Source organism: Flavobacteriaceae bacterium (assembly GCA_014075215.1).
Classification (GTDB): Bacteria; Bacteroidota; Bacteroidia; order Flavobacteriales; family Flavobacteriaceae; genus Polaribacter.
The window spans coordinates 1,801,742-1,820,773 of sequence record CP046177.1; the positions used below are offsets into that span (position 1 = coordinate 1,801,742).

Consider the following 19,032-nt stretch of genomic DNA (forward strand, 5'->3'; position numbering starts at 1 on the left):
TCACCATTCAATGATTATAAGAATGAAAAAAATACTATTCTTTTTATTAGCTATCAGTATTCTTGGATGTAAAAACACCCATAAAAAAGAACCGGCAAAACCCAAAGTAAAATTATATGCTTTGGAAGGCGGTGCTATTTTGGTAAAAAAATTAGAAGTCTTCTCTCAAGACACCACCTATACCGGTCAGACCAGGCAGTTTACAAATGCGTATTATGTAATCTCTCATCCGAAAGGGAATTTAATGTGGGATGCCGGTTTGCCGGAACAGCTGATAGTGCCAGAACCTTTTCATGAACCAAATGGCGTGTTTGCCATTCAAAGGCCGGATTCATTAAAAAATCAACTGGCTTCCATAGGGTTTACAATTGAAGATTTTGATTATATCGCTTTGTCTCACCATCATTTTGACCATACCGGGCATGCCAATTATTTGAAAGATGCCACTTGGTTGGTACAAGAAAACGAGTACAATGCTATTGCCGGAGATACTGTAAAAGTAAAAAATCCGGCAGTCCGGGAATTAACAAATGTAAAAAAGCTAAACGGAGATTACGATGTTTTTGGTGACGGAACCGTTATCATTAAATCCATGCCGGGTCATACAATAGGACACCAGGTATTGTATGTTGATACAGGCTTGGAACAGCCTATTCTACTGACCGGCGATCTGTATCATTTTGAAGAAAACAGAACACACCGCAGAGTTCCGTCATTTAATTACAATGTGAAGCAAACCTTAGAAAGCATGGATAAATTTGAAGCTTTCGCCAAAGAAAAAAATGCCAAAGTGTTCATTCAGCATTCCCCTGCTGATTTTGAGCGTATTAAAAAATATGTAAACCAGAAATAAAAGAGAGAATGCTAAAGATTGAAAATTTACACGCAGAAGTAGAAGGGAAAGACATTTTAAAAGGGTTAAACCTTTGCGTAAATCCGGGAGAGGTCCATGCGATCATGGGACCTAACGGATCAGGAAAAAGTACGTTGGCTTCCGTCATAGCTGGAAAAGAAGATTATGAAGTTACGGAAGGAACCATTGACTTAGACAATGAAGATATTAGTGAGCTCTCACCGGAAGAAAGAGCACATGAAGGAGTGTTCTTATCTTTCCAGTACCCGGTGGAAATTCCCGGAGTAACGGTAACCAACTTTATTAAAACAGCTATTAATGAATCTCGTAAAGCACGAGGTTTGGAAGACATGCCTGCAAAAGACATGCTAAAAAAGATCCGTGAAAAGTCGGAGTTGTTAGCGATTGATAGAAAGTTCCTGTCTCGCTCATTAAATGAAGGGTTTTCAGGAGGAGAAAAAAAGCGAAATGAAATTTTTCAAATGGCAATGCTGGAGCCTAAATTGGCTATCTTAGATGAAACCGACTCCGGTTTGGATATCGATGCTTTGCGTATTGTAGCCAATGGGGTTAATAAACTAAAATCCAAAGACAATGCCGTCATTATAATTACGCATTACCAACGATTATTAAAATATATTATTCCTGATTTTGTACATGTATTACATGATGGAAAAATCGTAAAAACGGGAGATGCTTCTCTGGCGTTAGAACTGGAAGCAAAAGGATATGATTGGATTAAAGAATTAGTTTAGCTAATTCTTATTCAAAATTTATAATTCAAAGTTTTGCGGCTTTGAAATTTAAAATTTAAAACTTTGAATGAAAAATGGATTTAAAAGACAAAATAGTTTCTTCATACGTAGCATTTGAAGACGGAATAAACGTCAATTCGGATATACACAATATTCGGACGGCAGCATTTCAGAATTTTGAAAAGTTGGGATTTCCCACCAAAAAGCTGGAGGTTTGGAAATACACCTCGCTTAATTCCATATTGAAAGAAGATTACAGTATTTTTCCTGACAAAGAAAAAGCGGTTGAATTAGCAGATGTAAAAAAATATTTTATTCATGATATTGATACCTATAAAATTATTTTTATTGATGGAAAATACAGTTCGTTTTTGTCGGAAACCACACATGACACGATTGATGTATGCTTAATGTCTGCCGCTTTGACTAAAGCAAAATATAAGCCCGTTATAGAAAACTATTTTAACAACATTGCAAGGCAAGATAATCTAACTTCTTTAAATACGGCTTTTGCAAAAGAAGGAGCTTATATTTATATCCCCAAAAATACGGAAGTTCAAAAGCCGATTCAAATTATCAACTTTGTTACAGGCTCTGAAGTCGCAACCATGATTCAGCCCAGAAATCTGATTGTTGTTGAACAAAATGCACATGTTCAAATCATTGAACGCCATCAAAGCTTAACGGAGAATACCGTATTGACAAATTCGGTAACGGAGATTTTTGCGCATAGACATGCAACTGTTGACTACTACAAAATTCAGAATGATCATATTGCTGCTTCACTCGTAGATAATACCTATATAGAGCAACAATCGGAAAGTGAAGTCTCCGTACACACATTTTCTTTCGGAGGAAATATCACCAGAAACAATTTGAATTTCTTTCAAAAAGGAGAACATATCAATTCTATCTTAAAAGGAATTACCATTAGTAAAGGAAAGCAACATGTAGATCACCACACATTAGTACATCATATAGAACCTAATTGCGAGAGCCATCAGGACTATAAAGGAATTTTTAATGAGCGCTCTACAGGGGTTTTTAATGGAAAAGTGATTGTTGAAAAAGAAGCACAAAAAACTAATGCATATCAACAAAATAACAACATATTGGTGAGCGACAGGTCTACCGTCAATGCAAAACCGCAACTGGAAATTTTTGCTGATGATGTAAAATGTTCTCACGGATGTACGATTGGACAATTAGATGATCAGGCATTATTTTATATGCAACAACGCGGAATCCCTAAAAAAGAAGCCGAAGCACTATTGATGTATGCTTTTGCAAATACAGTACTGGAAAGTGTAAAAATCCCGGAAGTAAAAGAACGAATTACGAAACTAATTGCTGATAAGTTAAATGTACAAATTGGTTTTGACGTTTAGAACAGAGCATTTTTACTAAAAACTCATTTAAACGATTTCCAAATCATATTCCGAAGAAATTATTTTGTTACAAAACAATTATTTTTAATACTTATGGATTGTTGAAACCAATAAATCACAAATGATTGCACATTTTCTACGTCTGGAATGGAGGCAATATTTTCGTTCTTCTTATTGGCAAACGGGGCTTACCTTAAAGATCATTATGGGGTTTTTTGCAATCTATTTTATGATATCCTTCCTCGCTATCGGTATCGGAGGATATTATATAATTGAAGAACAATTTCCAGATACAAAACCGCTGAGCCTTATCAATTCATATTTGTTGTATGCTGTTTTTGCCGATTTGATATTCAGGTATATGATGCAAAAATTACCTGTAATGAACGTAAAGCCAATGCTCATTTTACCCATTAAAAAAAGCACGCTGACTCATTACGTACTCGGTAAATCCGCATTTTCTTTTTTTAATATAATGCCTTTGTTTTTTTATGTGCCCTTTTCAATGGTACTTATCAAAGAGGGTTATAGCACAGCAGGTTCATTAGGGTGGTTATTCACTATGGTATTTATTACACAAAACCTGAATTTCTTAAATTTTTTAATCAATAAAAATAGCCTTGCTTTTTGGTTTTCAGTAATAATAATTGGAGGATTGGCACTGCTACGGCAGTTCCAAATTTTCGATATTACCATCTATAGCCGGATGGTGTTTGACACCATTTATGATCTGCCCGTATTATCTTTATTAGGCATTTTATTACTAGCAATCGTATACTACTGCAATTATAAATACCTGAGAACCAAAGTGTATTTGGGTGCTGTTGTTTCGGACAAGAAAAAGAAAGTAACCTCAGCGAATCTATCATGGGCAGACCGACTGGGGGATGTTGCCCCGTTTATTAAAAACGATATCCGGTTAATATGGAGAAATAAAAGAACAAAAACAGTTTTTCTGATATCATTTTTATTTGTTTTATACGGTTTTATATTTTTTGACAATCCGGTATATAGAAACAAGATGCCTGGATTTTTGGTTTTTGCATCCCTTTTTGTAACAGGAGGGTTTATGCTCAATTACGGGCAGTTTATACCGGCGTGGGACAGCTCTTACTATAAAATGTTAATGACACAAAACATACGCTACAGAAAATTTCTGGAATCCAAGTGGGTTTTGATGGTTGCCATGACAGGAGTTTTATATGTCCTGAGCACCGTTTATTTGGTAGTTTACGGAGTTGAAGAATTTTTAATGATTACGGCAGGTGCTGTTTATAATATTGGGTTTAACTCACTGCTTCTCTTATATGCAGGATCATTTAACAGGAAACGGATAGATTTGGAAAAGAGTGGGTTTTCCAATATGCAGGGAACCAGTGCAGCCCAGTTTATCATCATTATCCCGGTTATGGTACTGCCCATGCTGCTCTTTTGGCTGTTTAGCTCAACCATTCATTTCAATGCAGGGTTAATCGCCATTGCAACCTTTGGAATGATCCCCTTCATTTTTAAAAATGATTGCATGCGCTTTATTGAGGCAAAGTACATAAGAGAAAAATATATAGCAATTAAAGCTTTCAATCAAAAAGCTTAAATTTAATGACCGAGCACAGATGATACAATCAAAAGACATTTCAAAAAAATACGGACATACGGAAGTACTTGCAATAGATTCCTTAGACATTCCAAAAGGTCAAAGTTTTGGCTTAGTAGGAAATAACGGAGCAGGGAAAACCACCTATTTTAATATCTTGTTAGACCTGATCAAACCCACTACGGGAAGTATAACCAATAACAATATTGTAGTAAATAAGAGCGAAGAGTGGAAAACATTTACCGGATCGTTTATAGATGAAACCTTTTTAATCGGTTATCTGACACCGGAAGAATATTTTGATTTTGCCGGAACATTGAGGAGAATGAATAAAGCCGACGTACAATCTTTTTTAGACCGGTTTGAAGAGTTCTTTAAAGGGGAAGTTTTAGGCAAGAAAAAATACCTGCGGGATTTAAGTAAAGGAAATCAAAAAAAAGCAGGAGTTATTGCTGCTTTAATGGGAAACCCGCAAGTAATTATTTTGGACGAACCATTTGCAAACCTGGACCCGACATCTCAGATTAAACTAAAGAAAATTCTAAAAAGAGTAACCGAAAATAAAGAAATAACACTACTCATTTCCAGCCATGATTTAAGTCATATCACCGAAGTATGCGAAAGAATAGTTGTTCTGAACAAAGGGACTGTGGTAAAAGATATTCAAACATCCGAAAAAACACTAAAAGAACTGGAAAGCTATTTTTCTACATAAAAATATTTGAATACCCGTTTAGATACTTAAAAGGAATAATTAGAACATTTTTGAAATCTTTGAATTTTGTAATTTAATAATATGAAATCCCATAAATAAGCAAAGATACTCACCAGATAAGTATCTTTGCTGTTATAGCAGCAATAGAATACACACAGGTGATAAAAGTGGGTTGTGCATAGATGTTCACAAGGATATTACAATAGCCACGATTCGTAGTAGCAATACCGAGTTTGAAACTCGAAAGTTTGGAGCCTACACGAGTTCATTGACAGATTTAAGAGATTGGTGCAAAAGCGAAGTAGCAACCCATGTTGCTATGGAAAGTACTGGCGTTTATTGGATGCTTGTTTTCAATGTTTTGGAAGAATACTTTGAAGAAATGAACCCTTTTATGGTACATATCAACAATAAAAATAGCATTGAAACTCAAAAAATCAATCAAAATTTAAAAAAGCGGGACAACGAAAATGCAATAGCAAATCAATTTTTCAAAGACGTCTAATAAATAAAAAACACCTTGTTCCCAAAATATTTTTTCTGCGAAACCAGGATGATTTCTTTGCTTGTTCAATTATAAAGCCTCACGGTTCTGTTTAAGGTTTTCAGCCGTTTGCCTGATAGTTTCTCCCATCATTTCCATAAGCTGATCTAATGACTCTAATTTATCAATAGACTGATTAGGGCAGCAAATCCTAGCATCTGAATATCCTTAGCACAGAATAAGTTATAATATAAATCAAGAAAAATTACAAATACAATTTTACCTTTTTGGTTATGTTTGATTTCCTTCCTAAATTTGAAAATAAGCTTTTATAAATTTTATAATCAAGAACTACCTTTTCATATTAAGGTTAATTAAACAAGTTAATCTAAGTACATGACAAAAATTTAGTCAAGTTCATATTGTTTTGATTTACAGGGTTTAATAGCACAGAAGCGATATAATCTAATCCATATTTGAATATGCTTTTAGCCATTCTTCCATGCTTTTTTATTTTGATAGGCTTAATCTGATGTAAATATATACCAACTTTGTAACACCATACGAAAGCCATCATTACAAACAGTACTAAATTTTTCAATACGCTTAATATCTTGCAGGTGTGTGTTTTAAAGCAATGAAAGCCAGTGGCTTTCATTGCTTTAAAACACATCTCTATCTGCCATCGTTCTTTGTATTGTTCAAAGGCCTTATCAGGAGCGTTGAACGATACAATGATTAAGAAATCAGGCTTTCCATTTTTTGGGTACAACTTGCATCCGGAAAGGAAACAAAGCTGACCATTAACACGTACAATTTTAGGATAATACACAAACTCATTGATCTTATGTGGATTAAACAAGTGAAATACTTTGATGGTTTTGTTCTTATCAGGAAGCTCTACCTTAAAGTTGTTTCGAATGCGGATATAATATTTGATTCCATTTGTATTCAAGAAATCCAACCAATGATTACCTACAAACTCTCTATCGGCTACAATGGATTTAATAACATCTTTGCCAAAAAGTCTTATGAAACGATTCACAAGATCAATACGCTCCTGACTGTTAGAGTTCCCTGGCTTATCTAACATAGTAAATAACAATGGGAAGGCAACACCTTTATAGACAACTCCCAACTTAAAAATGTTGATGTTGGTCTGACCAAACTTCCAATTGGTCCTATCAATACTCAAGATCAATCCCTCTTGCTTAGGAAGGAGACTAAATATAAGACGAGCGATCAAATCTCCATCCAACGAATAATCAGCAATAAATCTTTGAATACGTCTGAGTGATGACTTCGAATCTACTGAGGTCTCAAAAGCGTTGGCTACCTTTTCAAAGGTAACTGTCTGTACCTTACAGAGGGCGATAATGAAATGTGATATGAGTTTGATTCTTGCCAAATTGATCTTACCTTGGAAATGAGAACTTAAAACTGAATTTAATTCACTACTTTTAGTGGAAGCATTGGTTTTTTTCATTAGAAAAATGAGTGATGTTATTCTTCTAATATACTGAAAATCAATGCTTTATTTTAATTATTTAACATTTAATTTACTGATAATCAATTAATTATATTTTTTGTCATGTACTAAACAAGTTAATAGAAAATTAATTTTTCTTCTTGTTTTATTTGTTTGTAATCTAACATTAGCTCAATTCCAAAACACACAAGGAATTCCTTTTATTAAAAACTTCACAGTAGAAGAAACTAAAAATAATGCAACTATTTTTGATATTTCCCAAGGTGATAATGGAATAATGTATTTTGCTACACCTGAAGGTTTACTAGAATACGATGGTATCCGTTGGAAAAATTATATGTATGGATTAGAATCAGATTTACGATCTGTTTTATATATAGATGAGAAGCATATATATACTTCTGGTCATGGAGGATTTGGGTATTGGTAAAAACAATAAAGGTATTTTGGAATACACGAGTTTGTTTTTTAAACAACCAGAGAAACAAGATCCATTATTACCAACTTTTTCAAGTATTAAAGAAATTCAAGGAAAAATTCTTTTTCAAACATTTCAAAAAATTTTTATTTATGATCCTAAAACAAATGTCATTGAATCTATTAATGCCTTGAGAGGGTTTAATGTTTTGTTTTCATCAAAAGAGAGATCTTTTATTCAAGAATACGATATGGGTCTTTTTGAAATAAAAGATAAAGATCACATATTAATAGAAGGTACAGAAATTGATCGGTTTCATATTGTTGGTGTATTTGTTCAAAACAATAACGAATTATTAATAGTCACAAAAAACAATGGTGTTTGGAATTGGAAAGATAAAAAACTGATTAAGAATACATGGGCAGTAAATAATCTTTTAGAAAAACATTTAGTGAATGGTGTTGAAGAGTTTCAAAGCGACAAACTTATTATTGGTACTGTGAGAAATGGTGTATATATAGTTTCGCGTCAAGGAAAAATACTTTTACATATAGAAAAGAGTAATGGTCTTTTAAATAATGCAATTAAAAGAGTTTTTACAGATTTAAACAACGACCTATGGCTTGGTATGCACAGCGGGTTGAGTTATATTCAAATCAGTAACAATACAAATTATTTAATAGATACAGAAGGTGAATTTGGAACTGTTTTTACAAGCCATATAAAAGATTCCTTGTTATATTTAGGGACTAATCAGGGACTATTTGTAAAAAACATTTTTCAAAGGAAATCAAAACCAAAATTAGTTGACAGAAATTTAGGACAAATATGGGAAATTGAAGAGATTGATAATCAAATTTTAGTAGGCTCTCATGAAGGTGTATTTATTATTAATAATAAGAAATTAGAACCTCTAAATTTTGAAGCCGGAGCTTGGATTTTTAGGAAACATCCAAAAATTGATGATATTTTATATGTTGGTTTTTATTCCGGAATAGGTGTTTTTAAATGTATAAATGGAAAATGGAAATTTGTTAAAAAATGGGAAAATTATGGCGAATCATCGCGTTTTATGGAGTTTGATAAATATAGGCAATTATGGGTTACTCATCCCGCAAAAGGTTATTATCGATTACGCTTATCTGAAAACGGGCTAGATCTTAAAGAATATGAGTTTTATGGAATAGCAAATGAGTTTGTTGATACTTTCGCATACATAACAAAAATTGATGATGATCTGGTCTTTTATAATCCGAAAGGTTTTTTCAGTTATGATCCTATTGACAATTCTTTTGTGACTGCTAAATATCCTTCAGAGGTATTTAAAGATATAAAAGGGATTAATAACATTTCTCAGCATAAAAATGTTTTTTGGTATTCAACTCAAAAATCTTTAGGGTATATTTTAAGAAATGAAAATCATTTTAAAAATGTTAATAGTCCGTTTTATTCAGTTAGGAGTAAGCACCTGAATGACTTTAACAAATTTGAAAAATTAAATGACTCCGTTTTTGGAATAGGAATTAGCAATGGTATGATTTTTCATAATGTTATTGATTTTAATGTAGATACTGATCAATCTTTACCTATTATTCGTTTTATTAAACTTGTAAGTCAAACTGATACAATTCTTGCTCAAATTAATCAAAAAAAGTTAGAAGTTCCTAATTACAATAATTTTATAAAAATTGGTATTGCATTCCCAAAAGCACCTTTTACCAATTCCAAAAGAATTCGATACAGATTAAATGGTTTAAACAATGATTGGTCAAATTGGGATTATACTTCTGAGCTAAGTTTTCCGGGATTATCTTCAGGAAGTTATACTTTAGAGTTTCAATCTGAAGGTGAAAATGGGGCAGTTACAGAAATCATAAAAAAAGAATTTTTTATTACACCACCTTGGTATTTATCTAAAGTAGCTTATGTTATTTACTTTTTACTATTACTTTTAATTAATCTCTTATACAGACAGTATTTTAAAATCAAAAATCAAAAACAAATAGCTAGTTTAAAATTAGAAGAAGAAGAAAAAAGACAACGCCAAAAAGAAAAATTTGAATTGGAAAAATTAGTAACTGATAAAGAACTTTTACTTCTGAGAGAGAAGAATTTAAATTTAGAAATTAAAAAGAAAAACTCAGCACTAGCCTCTTCTACTTTAAATAATATTAAGAAAAATGAGCTTCTAACAGGATTGATTAAAGATCTCAAAAAAATTGATAATGAGCTAGTAAATAATTCATTACACTATCCTATAAAAAAAGTAATTAAAAAAATTAATACTCAATTAAAAGATAAAGAAGATTGGCTTACTTTTGAACTCCATTTTAGAAATTCTCACTCTCAGTTTTTCCAAAATTTAAGGAAGAAATACCCTAATTTATCTTCTAATGAAATTAAGTTAAGTGCTTACTTAAAATTAAATCTTTCCTCCAAAGAAATTGCTTCTTTAATGAATATTGCAATTACAAGTGTAGAACAAGGAAGGTATAGATTACGCAAAAAATTTAATTTAAGTAAAGAAGTAAATCTTGTAAATTATATTCAGGGGTTTTAATAAACTGCTAATTTTCAATTAATTAAAACTGATTAACAAAGGTTTTGTAGAGGTTTTTTTTTGTTTTATTTGCTTTTGTAGAGGTTAAAATTTTTATATTCACGCAATTTTAATGCAAATTTGTTACAGATGTATAATAATTATATTATTCATTCAATTTCTAAACACATATAAAAAACATTAAAATCATGTCATTTTAATCTAAAATTTAATTTATTATGAAACTAAAACTACTTTTAACTCTATTATTAACTTCAAGTATTGTTACTGCTCAAGAAGTTACACATATAGATTTTGACACAAACAATGCAAATATTGTTTTTAATAGCTGGAATACTTCTTCAACTTTTGCCAAAGTAGCAAATCCAGCTTCAGACACTACAAATTCCTCTGCTTTTGTAGGTCAATTTACAGCTGGAGATGATAATGATATTGGAATTGGTGTTATAAACCCAACAACAGTATTTACAACTCCTTTTAATTTAGCATCTAATTCTATTTTTAAAATGAAAGTATTTTCTACTGAAGAAATAACGGTAATATTTCATTTAGAAAATTCGCCAGATTGGTAATAATATTGAAGCAATGGCATCAGTTGGGGCTTCTGATATCAATAAATGGGTAGAGTTAACTTTTGATTTTAGTAGTTTTTCTAATATTTATATGAATAATATTGTCATTAAAATTGGAGGAGCAAACACTAGTCAAGGAGATATTTATTTCTTTGATGATATTAAAGGGCCAGAATTATATACATCTCCTGCAGTAGCATATAACCCAGCGGATAGTTCGACAGATATTTCTATATCTACAAACTTAGAAATTGCAACAAATGATACATTTAGAGATTTAGACGATTCCGATATTACAGATCTAACTGCTAAAGTTGCATTAAAACTAGGTGACGAGAATGGAGCTGATGTTCCTTTTTCGGCAACAATTAATAGTGATAAAAATAAAATTACAATTGATCCAACAAGTGTTTTAAGCAACTCCACAACCTATTGGTATGGTGTTGTGGATAATTCTATAGAGTATTCAAATGACACAGCAGTTACAGGAGTTTCTGCAAGTTTTACAACAAAAGTTGCTGTAACTGGAGATATTAATGAAATGTTGTTTGATTTTGACACCACAAATCAAGACTTGGCTTTTACTTCTTGGGGAGGCACAGGATTTGCTAAAATTGCTAATCCAGATCCAACAGGGATAAATACTTCCGCTAATGTTGGTGAATATACACATGCGGGAAATGATTCTGGTTTGGAAAATGATTTAGTTGGTGGAGCAACGCCATTAACACCGTTCGATTTTTCTGAAACTCCTTTTATAAAAGTAAAAGTATGGGTAAGTAAGCCTGTAGGAGTTTCTATTAAACTTCAAAATTATCCGGATTGGAGGCAAGGACATGAACAAAAAATAGATGTCACAGAAACCAATACGTGGGTAGAATTAGTATTTAATTATGGTGCAATTACTGCTACAAATTACGATAGAGCTCAAATTTATTTCGATAAAGATAGAACAGGTGGTTCTGTAGCAGGAGACAAATATTATTTTGATGACTACCTAAAAAGTAATGTTCCCCCTGCTGTAGAAAATACCTTTAGTCCTGCGGATACAGCTACAGATGTTACTCAAATTACGAATCCAACTATTTCATCAAGTTTTCAATTTAGAAATTTAGATGATTCTGCAATAACTGATCTCTCTGATATAGTAGAATTAAGAGAAACGAATGCTTCCGGAGCAATAGTTCCTATGAATGCCTTTTTAAGTGATAACAACTCAATCATAACAATTCGTCCTGCTTCCTTACTTTCAACAAATACAGTCTATTGGTATGGTATAAAAGATAATGTAATAGAATATGCAGAAACTGATACAGCCATTGCAGGAGTATCTGCCACGTTTACAACGAGTTCAACAGCCATTACTATGGTAACCTATAATGATTTTGACGGAACATCTTTAACCTCTGTTTCAGAATCTATGGGAGATCCTGCAGCACCATACACAACAGTTACAGATCCTGCAGGTGGAAGTAATATGGTACAGCAGTGGGATAAAGGTAACTCTTGGGGAGGTTGGGAAAGGATTCATTTTGAATTAAACGCTCCTTTTGATGCAAGCAAAGATGATATATTTTCTTTTAGAGTGTATTCTCCGGTAAAAACAGGAATTAGATTTAAGTTAGCTGATGCTAAAGAGGATGGAGATATTACTGCTCAATTTGAAACAGATGAAGAAATTATATTAGAGAATCAATGGCAAACAGTATATTTTGACACATCTGAATTAGCAGACGAGGTTTCTTTTGACCATATTTTTATATTTCTTGGCAGAGGAGATTCCCAAGATACCACTTTCTATATAGATGATGTTAAAGGACCTCAATTACAAGGAACTGCTTCTGTAGATGATTTTAATACAAATGAATTTTTCTTGTATCCAAATCCAACTCAAGATATTATTTACATTAAAAATTTAGAAGGCAATAAAGAAATTAGAATCTTTGATGTTAATTCTAAAGAAGTTTTTAGAAAAACAATAGAGACTAATGAATTATCAATAAAAAGCTTAAAACCAGGTTTTTATTTTATTAAAATCAACAATCAATATAAAAAATTAATTAAAAAATAATTGATTACCCACTTTTATACCAGTATTGATGAGTGACAGCTACTACCAGTCTATCAAATAGTCTTTCAGCGAAATAGCGTCTGTTGAGTTTATAGCAGAACTCGTCAAGATAATTCTGCAAATATTTTCCTTTAATTTTATGGTAAATACCTAACAGAGTGCGTTTTGCATTACTTATGGCTATATGCACCGATTTTAGTGTGGTAATAGTGGTTTCTTTATTTGATTTTTCAGTAATGTGTACTTCCACATAATCACCTATGTCTACATAAGACGTGCTTTTGTCGCTAAAAACAATGCATGTATCATCAAAATTACTATCAATAAGCGTGTTGACTTCTTCTTTTTTATGAGTATCCAAAACTTTCATTTTAAAATAACGACATTGTTTGGATTGTTTCCCAGTCTTTAAATCTTCTAAAGGTACAGACTCTGCCATTACCGCTACGTTAGATTGTTTTTGACTGCCTCTGCCTCTTTTAAGCTTTTGTCTGTCGGATTCTTTTGTTGCCACAGTAAAGTAATCTTGATCAAACTCAATCATATCTTCAAGGTCGTATAAATTATCTCGTTTTCCCATAGCCGAACGTATTCTGTGCATAAGAGACCATATAGTGGTATAACGTGTATGGTTGAGCTGACGTTGTAATTCGGCAGCAGAAATACCTTTTTTACTAAAAGTCATAAATGCCATAGCGAGATACCAAGTACGAATAGGTAAATTGGAGTTCTCCATCATAGTACCGCTGCGTAGAGTAGTTCTAAAACCACAATAAGAACATTGCCACATCCATTTAGACTTTAACCAATAGTGCTTTTTTGATTGACATTTTTTGCAAATGACTCCTTCTTTTGAACGAGCCAACTTCATATGTGATTTACAGGAAAACTCATCTGGAAATTGTTCAATAAAATGTAGTAAATTCATAATTCTAAACTTTATATTAAGATACGAATTTTTAAATTAGTGGCATAATTAAGTGTAATCAATAAAAATAATATTTATTTTTAGCATAACAGAAGATTTCTCTCTTCTGTTATGCTTTCCACAGAAAATCAGCATGAACAAGCTTACGGCATTCTTTTTAAAGCTATTTCCATTTATAATCCTTTTTCTTACAACTTATTCTTTTTCACAAACTGTAATAGTTTCTGGAGAAGTTGTAGATGATTCAGGAAACCCTCTTCCTGGGGTATCGGTATTAGTAGAAGGAACAACAACTGGTACGGAAACAGATTTTGATGGGAAATACGTTATTAATGTAAAGACACCAAATGCAACTTTAATATTTTCTTATTTAGGATATACATCGCAAAAAATTAAGATTGGTAATCAAAAAAAAATTAACGTAATTTTAAAAGAGAGTACAGACGAACTTGAAGAAATACAAATTGTTGCTTTTTCAAAACAAAAAAAGAATAGTGTTATTGGCTCCATATCTACAATAAAAGTTTCAGAATTAAAACAACCTACTTCAAACATAACAAATACTCTAGCAGGTAAAATAGCTGGTTTAATTTCCTATCAAAGATCTGGAGAACCAGGTCAGGATAACGCTGCATTTTTTATTAGAGGTGTAACCACTTTTGGATTTACAAATAGCCCGCTAATTTTACTAGATGGATTGCAAATTACTACGTCAGATTTAGCACGAATAGAACCAGACAATATTGCATCATTTTCAGTAATGAAAGATGCTACGGCTACCTCTTTATACGGTGCAAGGGGAGCTAATGGCGTTATTTTAGTAACTACAAAAGAAGGAAAAAAAGGAAAAGCAAAAGTATCTGTTCGTTATGAGAATTCATTTTCAGGCCCATCAAAAATAAACAGTTTTTTAGGAGCAGTAGATTATATGGAATTGTACAATAGAGCTCAAAGAACGAGAGACCAATCAGCAATACTACTATATTCAAAACCAAAAATTGAAGGGACAAAGAATGGTTTAAATCCAAATATTTATCCGGATGTAGATTGGTATCAAGAGTTATTTAATAATTTTGCTTTAAATAGAAGAATTAATATAAATATAGATGGAGGAGGAGAAATAGCTCAATATTATATGTCAGTCACGAGTGCCAACGAAAAAGGTTTATTAAAGATTGACCCCTTAAACAACTTCAATAACAATATAGATATCAACCGTTCTAATTTAAGAGCTAATATCAATATCAGTCTTACAAAAGCTACAAAAGCTGCTGTAAAATTTTATTCTTTGTTTGAAAGATACAACGGACCCATTGTAAGTGCAACAGATATTTTTGGACAAGTAGCACAAGCCAATCCGGCAAACTTCCCTAAAGTTTATGAATCAGATGAAACAACAGCAAATTTTAACCATACTCTTTTTGGTAATAAAGGAAATGGAGGTTTTCCCAATCCCTATGCAGAAAGTGTCAAAGGCTTTAGAGATCGATTTGCAAATACTACATTAGCACAATTTCAAATTCACCAAGATTTAAGTTTTATAACAGAAGGATTAAAGTTAAGAGCAATGGCTTCTGTTAGAACCTATACTGAAAATCAAAACGAAAGAAACTTTACTCCTTTTTTTTATGGGTTAGCTGAAACACAAACACCCCAAGGAACTGTACATTCATTATATCAAATTCAAGAAGGAACAGAATTTTTAAATAATCCAACAATATATAATAATGGAAATAGTAATTTTTACTATGAAGCGGTTACAGAATATAATAGAACTTTTAAAGAAAAGCATGAAATAGGGGGGCTACTCGTTGTAAATTTTAGTGAAGCATTAAACACCATTGGCGGGAATACTGCTTTTTCTACACTGCCATCAAGAAATATGGGAATTTCAGGTAGAGCATCCTATAACTATAATGGTAGATATTTTGGTGAATTTAACTTTGGATACAATGGTTCAGAAAAATTTGCGAAAAAAAATAGATTTGGATTTTTCCCGTCTGTAGGGTTTGGATGGATCATTTCTAACGAGCCCTATTTTGAGAAAAATATCCCTTCTGTAAACTTATTAAAGTTGAAATATACTTATGGTTTAGTCGGTAACGATGGAATTTCAAGTCCAAGTGATCGTTTTTTCTATTTATCAGATGTAAACCTTAATAATGCAGGAACCGGATATACATTTGGATCAAATTATGATAATTATTACAACGGATATATTATCAATAGATATGCAAATGAAAATGTTACTTGGGAGGTTGCTGCTAAATCTAATATAGGCATAGAATTAGGACTTTTTAAGAAAGTAAATATCATTGCAGATTATTTTACAGAACATCGTAAAAATATATATCAAGAACGTGAATTTATTCCTGCTACTTCGGGTTTAACAACTACAATTAGTAGTAATATAGGTGAAGTAAAAACAAAAGGAGTTGACATCTCTATAGATTATAATCATGCTTTTAGTGGTGACTTTTATATAACAGCAAGAGGTAATTTCACATATTCAACTAATAAAATACTGGTAAATGGAGAGCCAGAGTTTCAAAATGAAAATTTGAGCAGAATAGGATACCCCATTAATCAACAATGGGGTTATATCGCAGAAAGGTTATTTGTAGATCAAGAGGATATCAACAATTCTCCGGAACAATTTAATGGTTTCTCTTCTACAAACGCATATTTACCAGGAGATATAAAATATACAGATGTAAACCAAGATGGAGTGGTCAATGAATCAGATCAGGTACCTATTGGTAAACCAAGTGTGCCAGAGATCGTATATGGTTTTGGTGTTTCTGTAGTATATAAAGATTTCGACTTATCTTTCTTTATGCAAGGCTCAGCCAGATCATCTTTTTTTATCAATCCCAATGATATTTCACCTTTTGTAAATCAACGGAATGCATTAAGTATTATTGCTAATAATCACTGGTCAGAAAACAATCCAAACCCAAACGCTTTTTGGCCTCGATTATCAACTTATGAGATAGAAAATAATGAGAAACTGTCTACTTGGTGGCAAAGAGATGGTGATTTTTTAAGATTAAAAAGTATAGAATTGGGATATACCATTCCTGAAACCTGGGGTAAAGCTTTTTCAAAAGTAAACACGAGACTATACTTTACAGGATTAAATTTATTACATTTTTCAAAGTTTGATTTATGGGATCCAGAATTGGCAGGGAATGGTTTAGGGTATCCATTACAAAGAGTCATAAATATTGGTGCTCAAGTAAAATTTTAAATAGTAGAAAATGAATTTAAAAAACAAATCTATAGTGCTTTTATTGAGTAGTATTTCACTATTTATGAGTTGTGAAGACTATTTAGATATTGTGCCAGATGGAACACAAGAGCTAAGTTTACTTTTTAACAGAAAAGAAACTGCCTACAATGCCTTAACAAATTGCTATAGTTATTTACCACAAAATGACGGTACTTATGCAAGTTATGTTTTGGCAAGTGATGAATTAGCAGTACCGGTTCCTAAAGAAACTAATGCAATTAAATTAATGAAAGGACAACAAAATGTTTCTTCACCTTTAATGGGATACTGGTCTGGCTTTTCTGCAGATGGAAGAGGGCAGGGTTCTTTATGGGAAGGGATTCGTAGTTGTAACATATTAATTGATAATATTGATTTGGTGGTAGACATGGATCAAGAAGAAAAGAATCAATGGAAAGCCGAAGCAAAATTCTTAAAAGCATATTTCCATTTCTTATTAGTAAGTAATTATGGTCCCATACCCATTGTAGATGTAAACTTGCCTATTTCTGCCTCGGATACAGAGGTAAGAGTAAAAAGAAAAAAAGTGGACGAATGTTTTTCGTATATCGTAGAGACCATAGATGCCGCTATTTCAGATTTACCGGAAAGAGTTCTTGGAAATAATGATTTAGGAAGAATAGATCAAGTAATCGCTAAAGCGATAAAAGCAAAAGCACTATTGTATAGTGCTAGCCCTTTATTTAATGGAAATAGTGCTTTTTATGCTAATTTTTTAAATGTTCAAGGAGAACACTTTTTTAATCAAAGTTACGAAGCTTCTAAATGGGAGTTGGCAGCAAATGCAGCCCAAGAAGCTATAGATGCTGCAACAGCTCAAGGAGCTTCTCTTTATTATTTTATGGGAACTCCACCGCTTTTTGATACAAATAATTTTCAATTTCAACTAGTAAGAGATCAGTATAATCATCGTTTTGCAGTTACAGATCCTTGGAATTCTGAGCTTTTATGGGGTAATTCTAGTCCAGTTACAAATGGGGATTGGTGGCAGATTCAATCTCCAGCCTTAATGAAAGATCCAACATCTTCTTCTGTTGAAGCAGCTTGGCAATGGTTGTCACCAAGTCTAAGAATGGTTGAAACCTATTATACTAGAAATGGTTTGCCTATAGAAGAAGATTTATCTTTTGAATATACAGATAGATATGCTACGACTACAGTAGCTTTTAATCAACGGTTTTATGCTCAATTTGCAAACAGAACTGCAAAATTAAATTTAAATCGAGAATCTCGGTTTTATGCGTCACTTGGTTTTGATAGAGGCATTAATAGGACTTGGGGTAGTATTTGGAATTTGAAAATGCGTAAAGGAGAACTGCATGGTAGAATTGCCAATACAGGAGATTATTTGACAACAGGATATGCGCTTAAAAAAATAGTGCACCAAGATTCTGAAGGTGATGCTTATACAAAAGCTGTCACCTATCCTTGGCCTATGATTCGATTAAGTGAGCTCTATTTAAGTTATGCAGAAGCATTGAATGAGTTTAGCGGGCCATCAGCAGAAGTATATGATGCATTAAATAAAATTAGAGCGCGTGCAGGAATACCCACAGTACAAGATGCCTGGAGTAATGCAGCTTATGCAGCAACATTAAATAAACATACAAATAAAGAAGGATTAAGAGAAATTATTCAGCAAGAGAGAACGATAGAACTTGCTTTTGAAGGACATCGTTATTATGATATAAGACGATGGAAATTAGCCGAACTATACTTTACTTCTCCCATAAAAGGATGGTCAGTGGATGAAGAAACAGAAGCTAATTATTATCAAATTATGGATGTAAGTCAAAGATCCTTTAACTCTCCAAGAGATTATTTACAACCTATAAGTTTTACAGAACTTTCAAGAAATCCTAACCTTATTCAAAATCCAGGTTGGTAAAAAAGTATTATTATGAAACATTCAT

Annotated in this window: 12 protein-coding genes and 1 pseudogene; 11 read left to right on the forward strand and 2 right to left on the reverse strand. The window is 32.4% G+C overall.

Annotated elements, in window-relative coordinates; genetic code table 11:
* Positions 1–22 precede the first annotated feature (22 nt).
* The 6 genes from GKR88_08920 (at position 23) to GKR88_08945 (ending at position 5,810) form a co-directional block, all read left to right on the forward strand.
* The gene (locus tag GKR88_08920) at positions 23–853 is read left to right on the forward strand and encodes an MBL fold metallo-hydrolase (protein QMU64396.1); all 831 of its coding nucleotides are present in this window, start codon (positions 23–25) and stop codon (positions 851–853) included.
* An 8-nt stretch (positions 854–861) separates the two neighbouring features.
* A complete protein-coding gene (sufC, locus tag GKR88_08925) occupies positions 862–1,608 on the forward strand; it encodes a Fe-S cluster assembly ATPase SufC (GenBank protein QMU64397.1) in 747 nt (248 codons plus the stop codon).
* Positions 1,609–1,682: 74 nt separating this feature from the next.
* Positions 1,683–2,996, forward strand: coding sequence for a Fe-S cluster assembly protein SufD (gene sufD, locus GKR88_08930; protein QMU64398.1), 1,314 nt, complete (start codon positions 1,683–1,685; stop codon positions 2,994–2,996).
* A 121-nt stretch (positions 2,997–3,117) separates the two neighbouring features.
* Entirely contained in the window at positions 3,118–4,590 is a 1,473-nt protein-coding gene (locus GKR88_08935; GenBank protein QMU64399.1) for a hypothetical protein, read from the forward strand.
* Between the two features lie 19 nt (positions 4,591–4,609).
* Entirely contained in the window at positions 4,610–5,305 is a 696-nt protein-coding gene (locus GKR88_08940; protein QMU64400.1) for an ATP-binding cassette domain-containing protein, read from the forward strand.
* A 172-nt stretch (positions 5,306–5,477) separates the two neighbouring features.
* The gene (locus GKR88_08945) at positions 5,478–5,810 is read left to right on the forward strand and encodes a transposase (GenBank protein ID QMU64401.1); all 333 of its coding nucleotides are present in this window, start codon (positions 5,478–5,480) and stop codon (positions 5,808–5,810) included.
* A gap of 367 nt (positions 5,811–6,177) precedes the next feature.
* Here the strand turns inward: GKR88_08945 and GKR88_08950 are convergent, their stop codons facing one another.
* Complete coding sequence (locus tag GKR88_08950; GenBank protein ID QMU64402.1) at positions 6,178–7,275, reverse strand: IS4 family transposase; 1,098 nt, start codon at positions 7,273–7,275, stop codon at positions 6,178–6,180.
* Positions 7,276–7,468: 193 nt separating this feature from the next.
* Between GKR88_08950 and GKR88_08955 the strand changes: the two are divergent.
* The 3 genes and pseudogenes from GKR88_08955 (at position 7,469) to GKR88_08965 (ending at position 12,899) form a co-directional block, all read left to right on the forward strand.
* Positions 7,469–10,256 (forward strand): annotated as a pseudogene (locus tag GKR88_08955) (hypothetical protein).
* 218 nt (positions 10,257–10,474) lie between these two features.
* Positions 10,475–10,828 (forward strand): hypothetical protein, encoded by a 354-nt coding sequence (locus GKR88_08960; protein QMU64403.1) that lies wholly within the window; start codon positions 10,475–10,477, stop codon positions 10,826–10,828.
* Between the two features lie 13 nt (positions 10,829–10,841).
* On the forward strand, positions 10,842–12,899 hold the full coding sequence (locus GKR88_08965; protein QMU64404.1) for a T9SS type A sorting domain-containing protein: 2,058 nt from the start codon (positions 10,842–10,844) through the stop codon (positions 12,897–12,899).
* Positions 12,900–12,903: 4 nt separating this feature from the next.
* On the opposite strand, the gene GKR88_08970 is transcribed toward GKR88_08965, so the two are convergent.
* The gene (locus tag GKR88_08970) at positions 12,904–13,827 is read right to left on the reverse strand and encodes an IS1595 family transposase (GenBank protein ID QMU64405.1); all 924 of its coding nucleotides are present in this window, start codon (positions 13,825–13,827) and stop codon (positions 12,904–12,906) included.
* Positions 13,828–13,960: 133 nt separating this feature from the next.
* Here GKR88_08970 and GKR88_08975 point away from each other — a divergent pair, with 133 nt between their 5' ends.
* Positions 13,961–17,077, forward strand: a complete 3,117-nt coding sequence (locus GKR88_08975) for a SusC/RagA family TonB-linked outer membrane protein (protein ID QMU64406.1) — start codon at positions 13,961–13,963, stop codon at positions 17,075–17,077.
* Between the two features lie 10 nt (positions 17,078–17,087).
* Positions 17,088–19,007 carry a RagB/SusD family nutrient uptake outer membrane protein gene (locus GKR88_08980; protein QMU64407.1) on the forward strand — a complete coding sequence of 640 codons (1,920 nt, stop codon included), beginning with the start codon at positions 17,088–17,090 and terminating at the stop codon, positions 19,005–19,007.
* Positions 19,008–19,032: the final 25 nt, after the last annotated feature.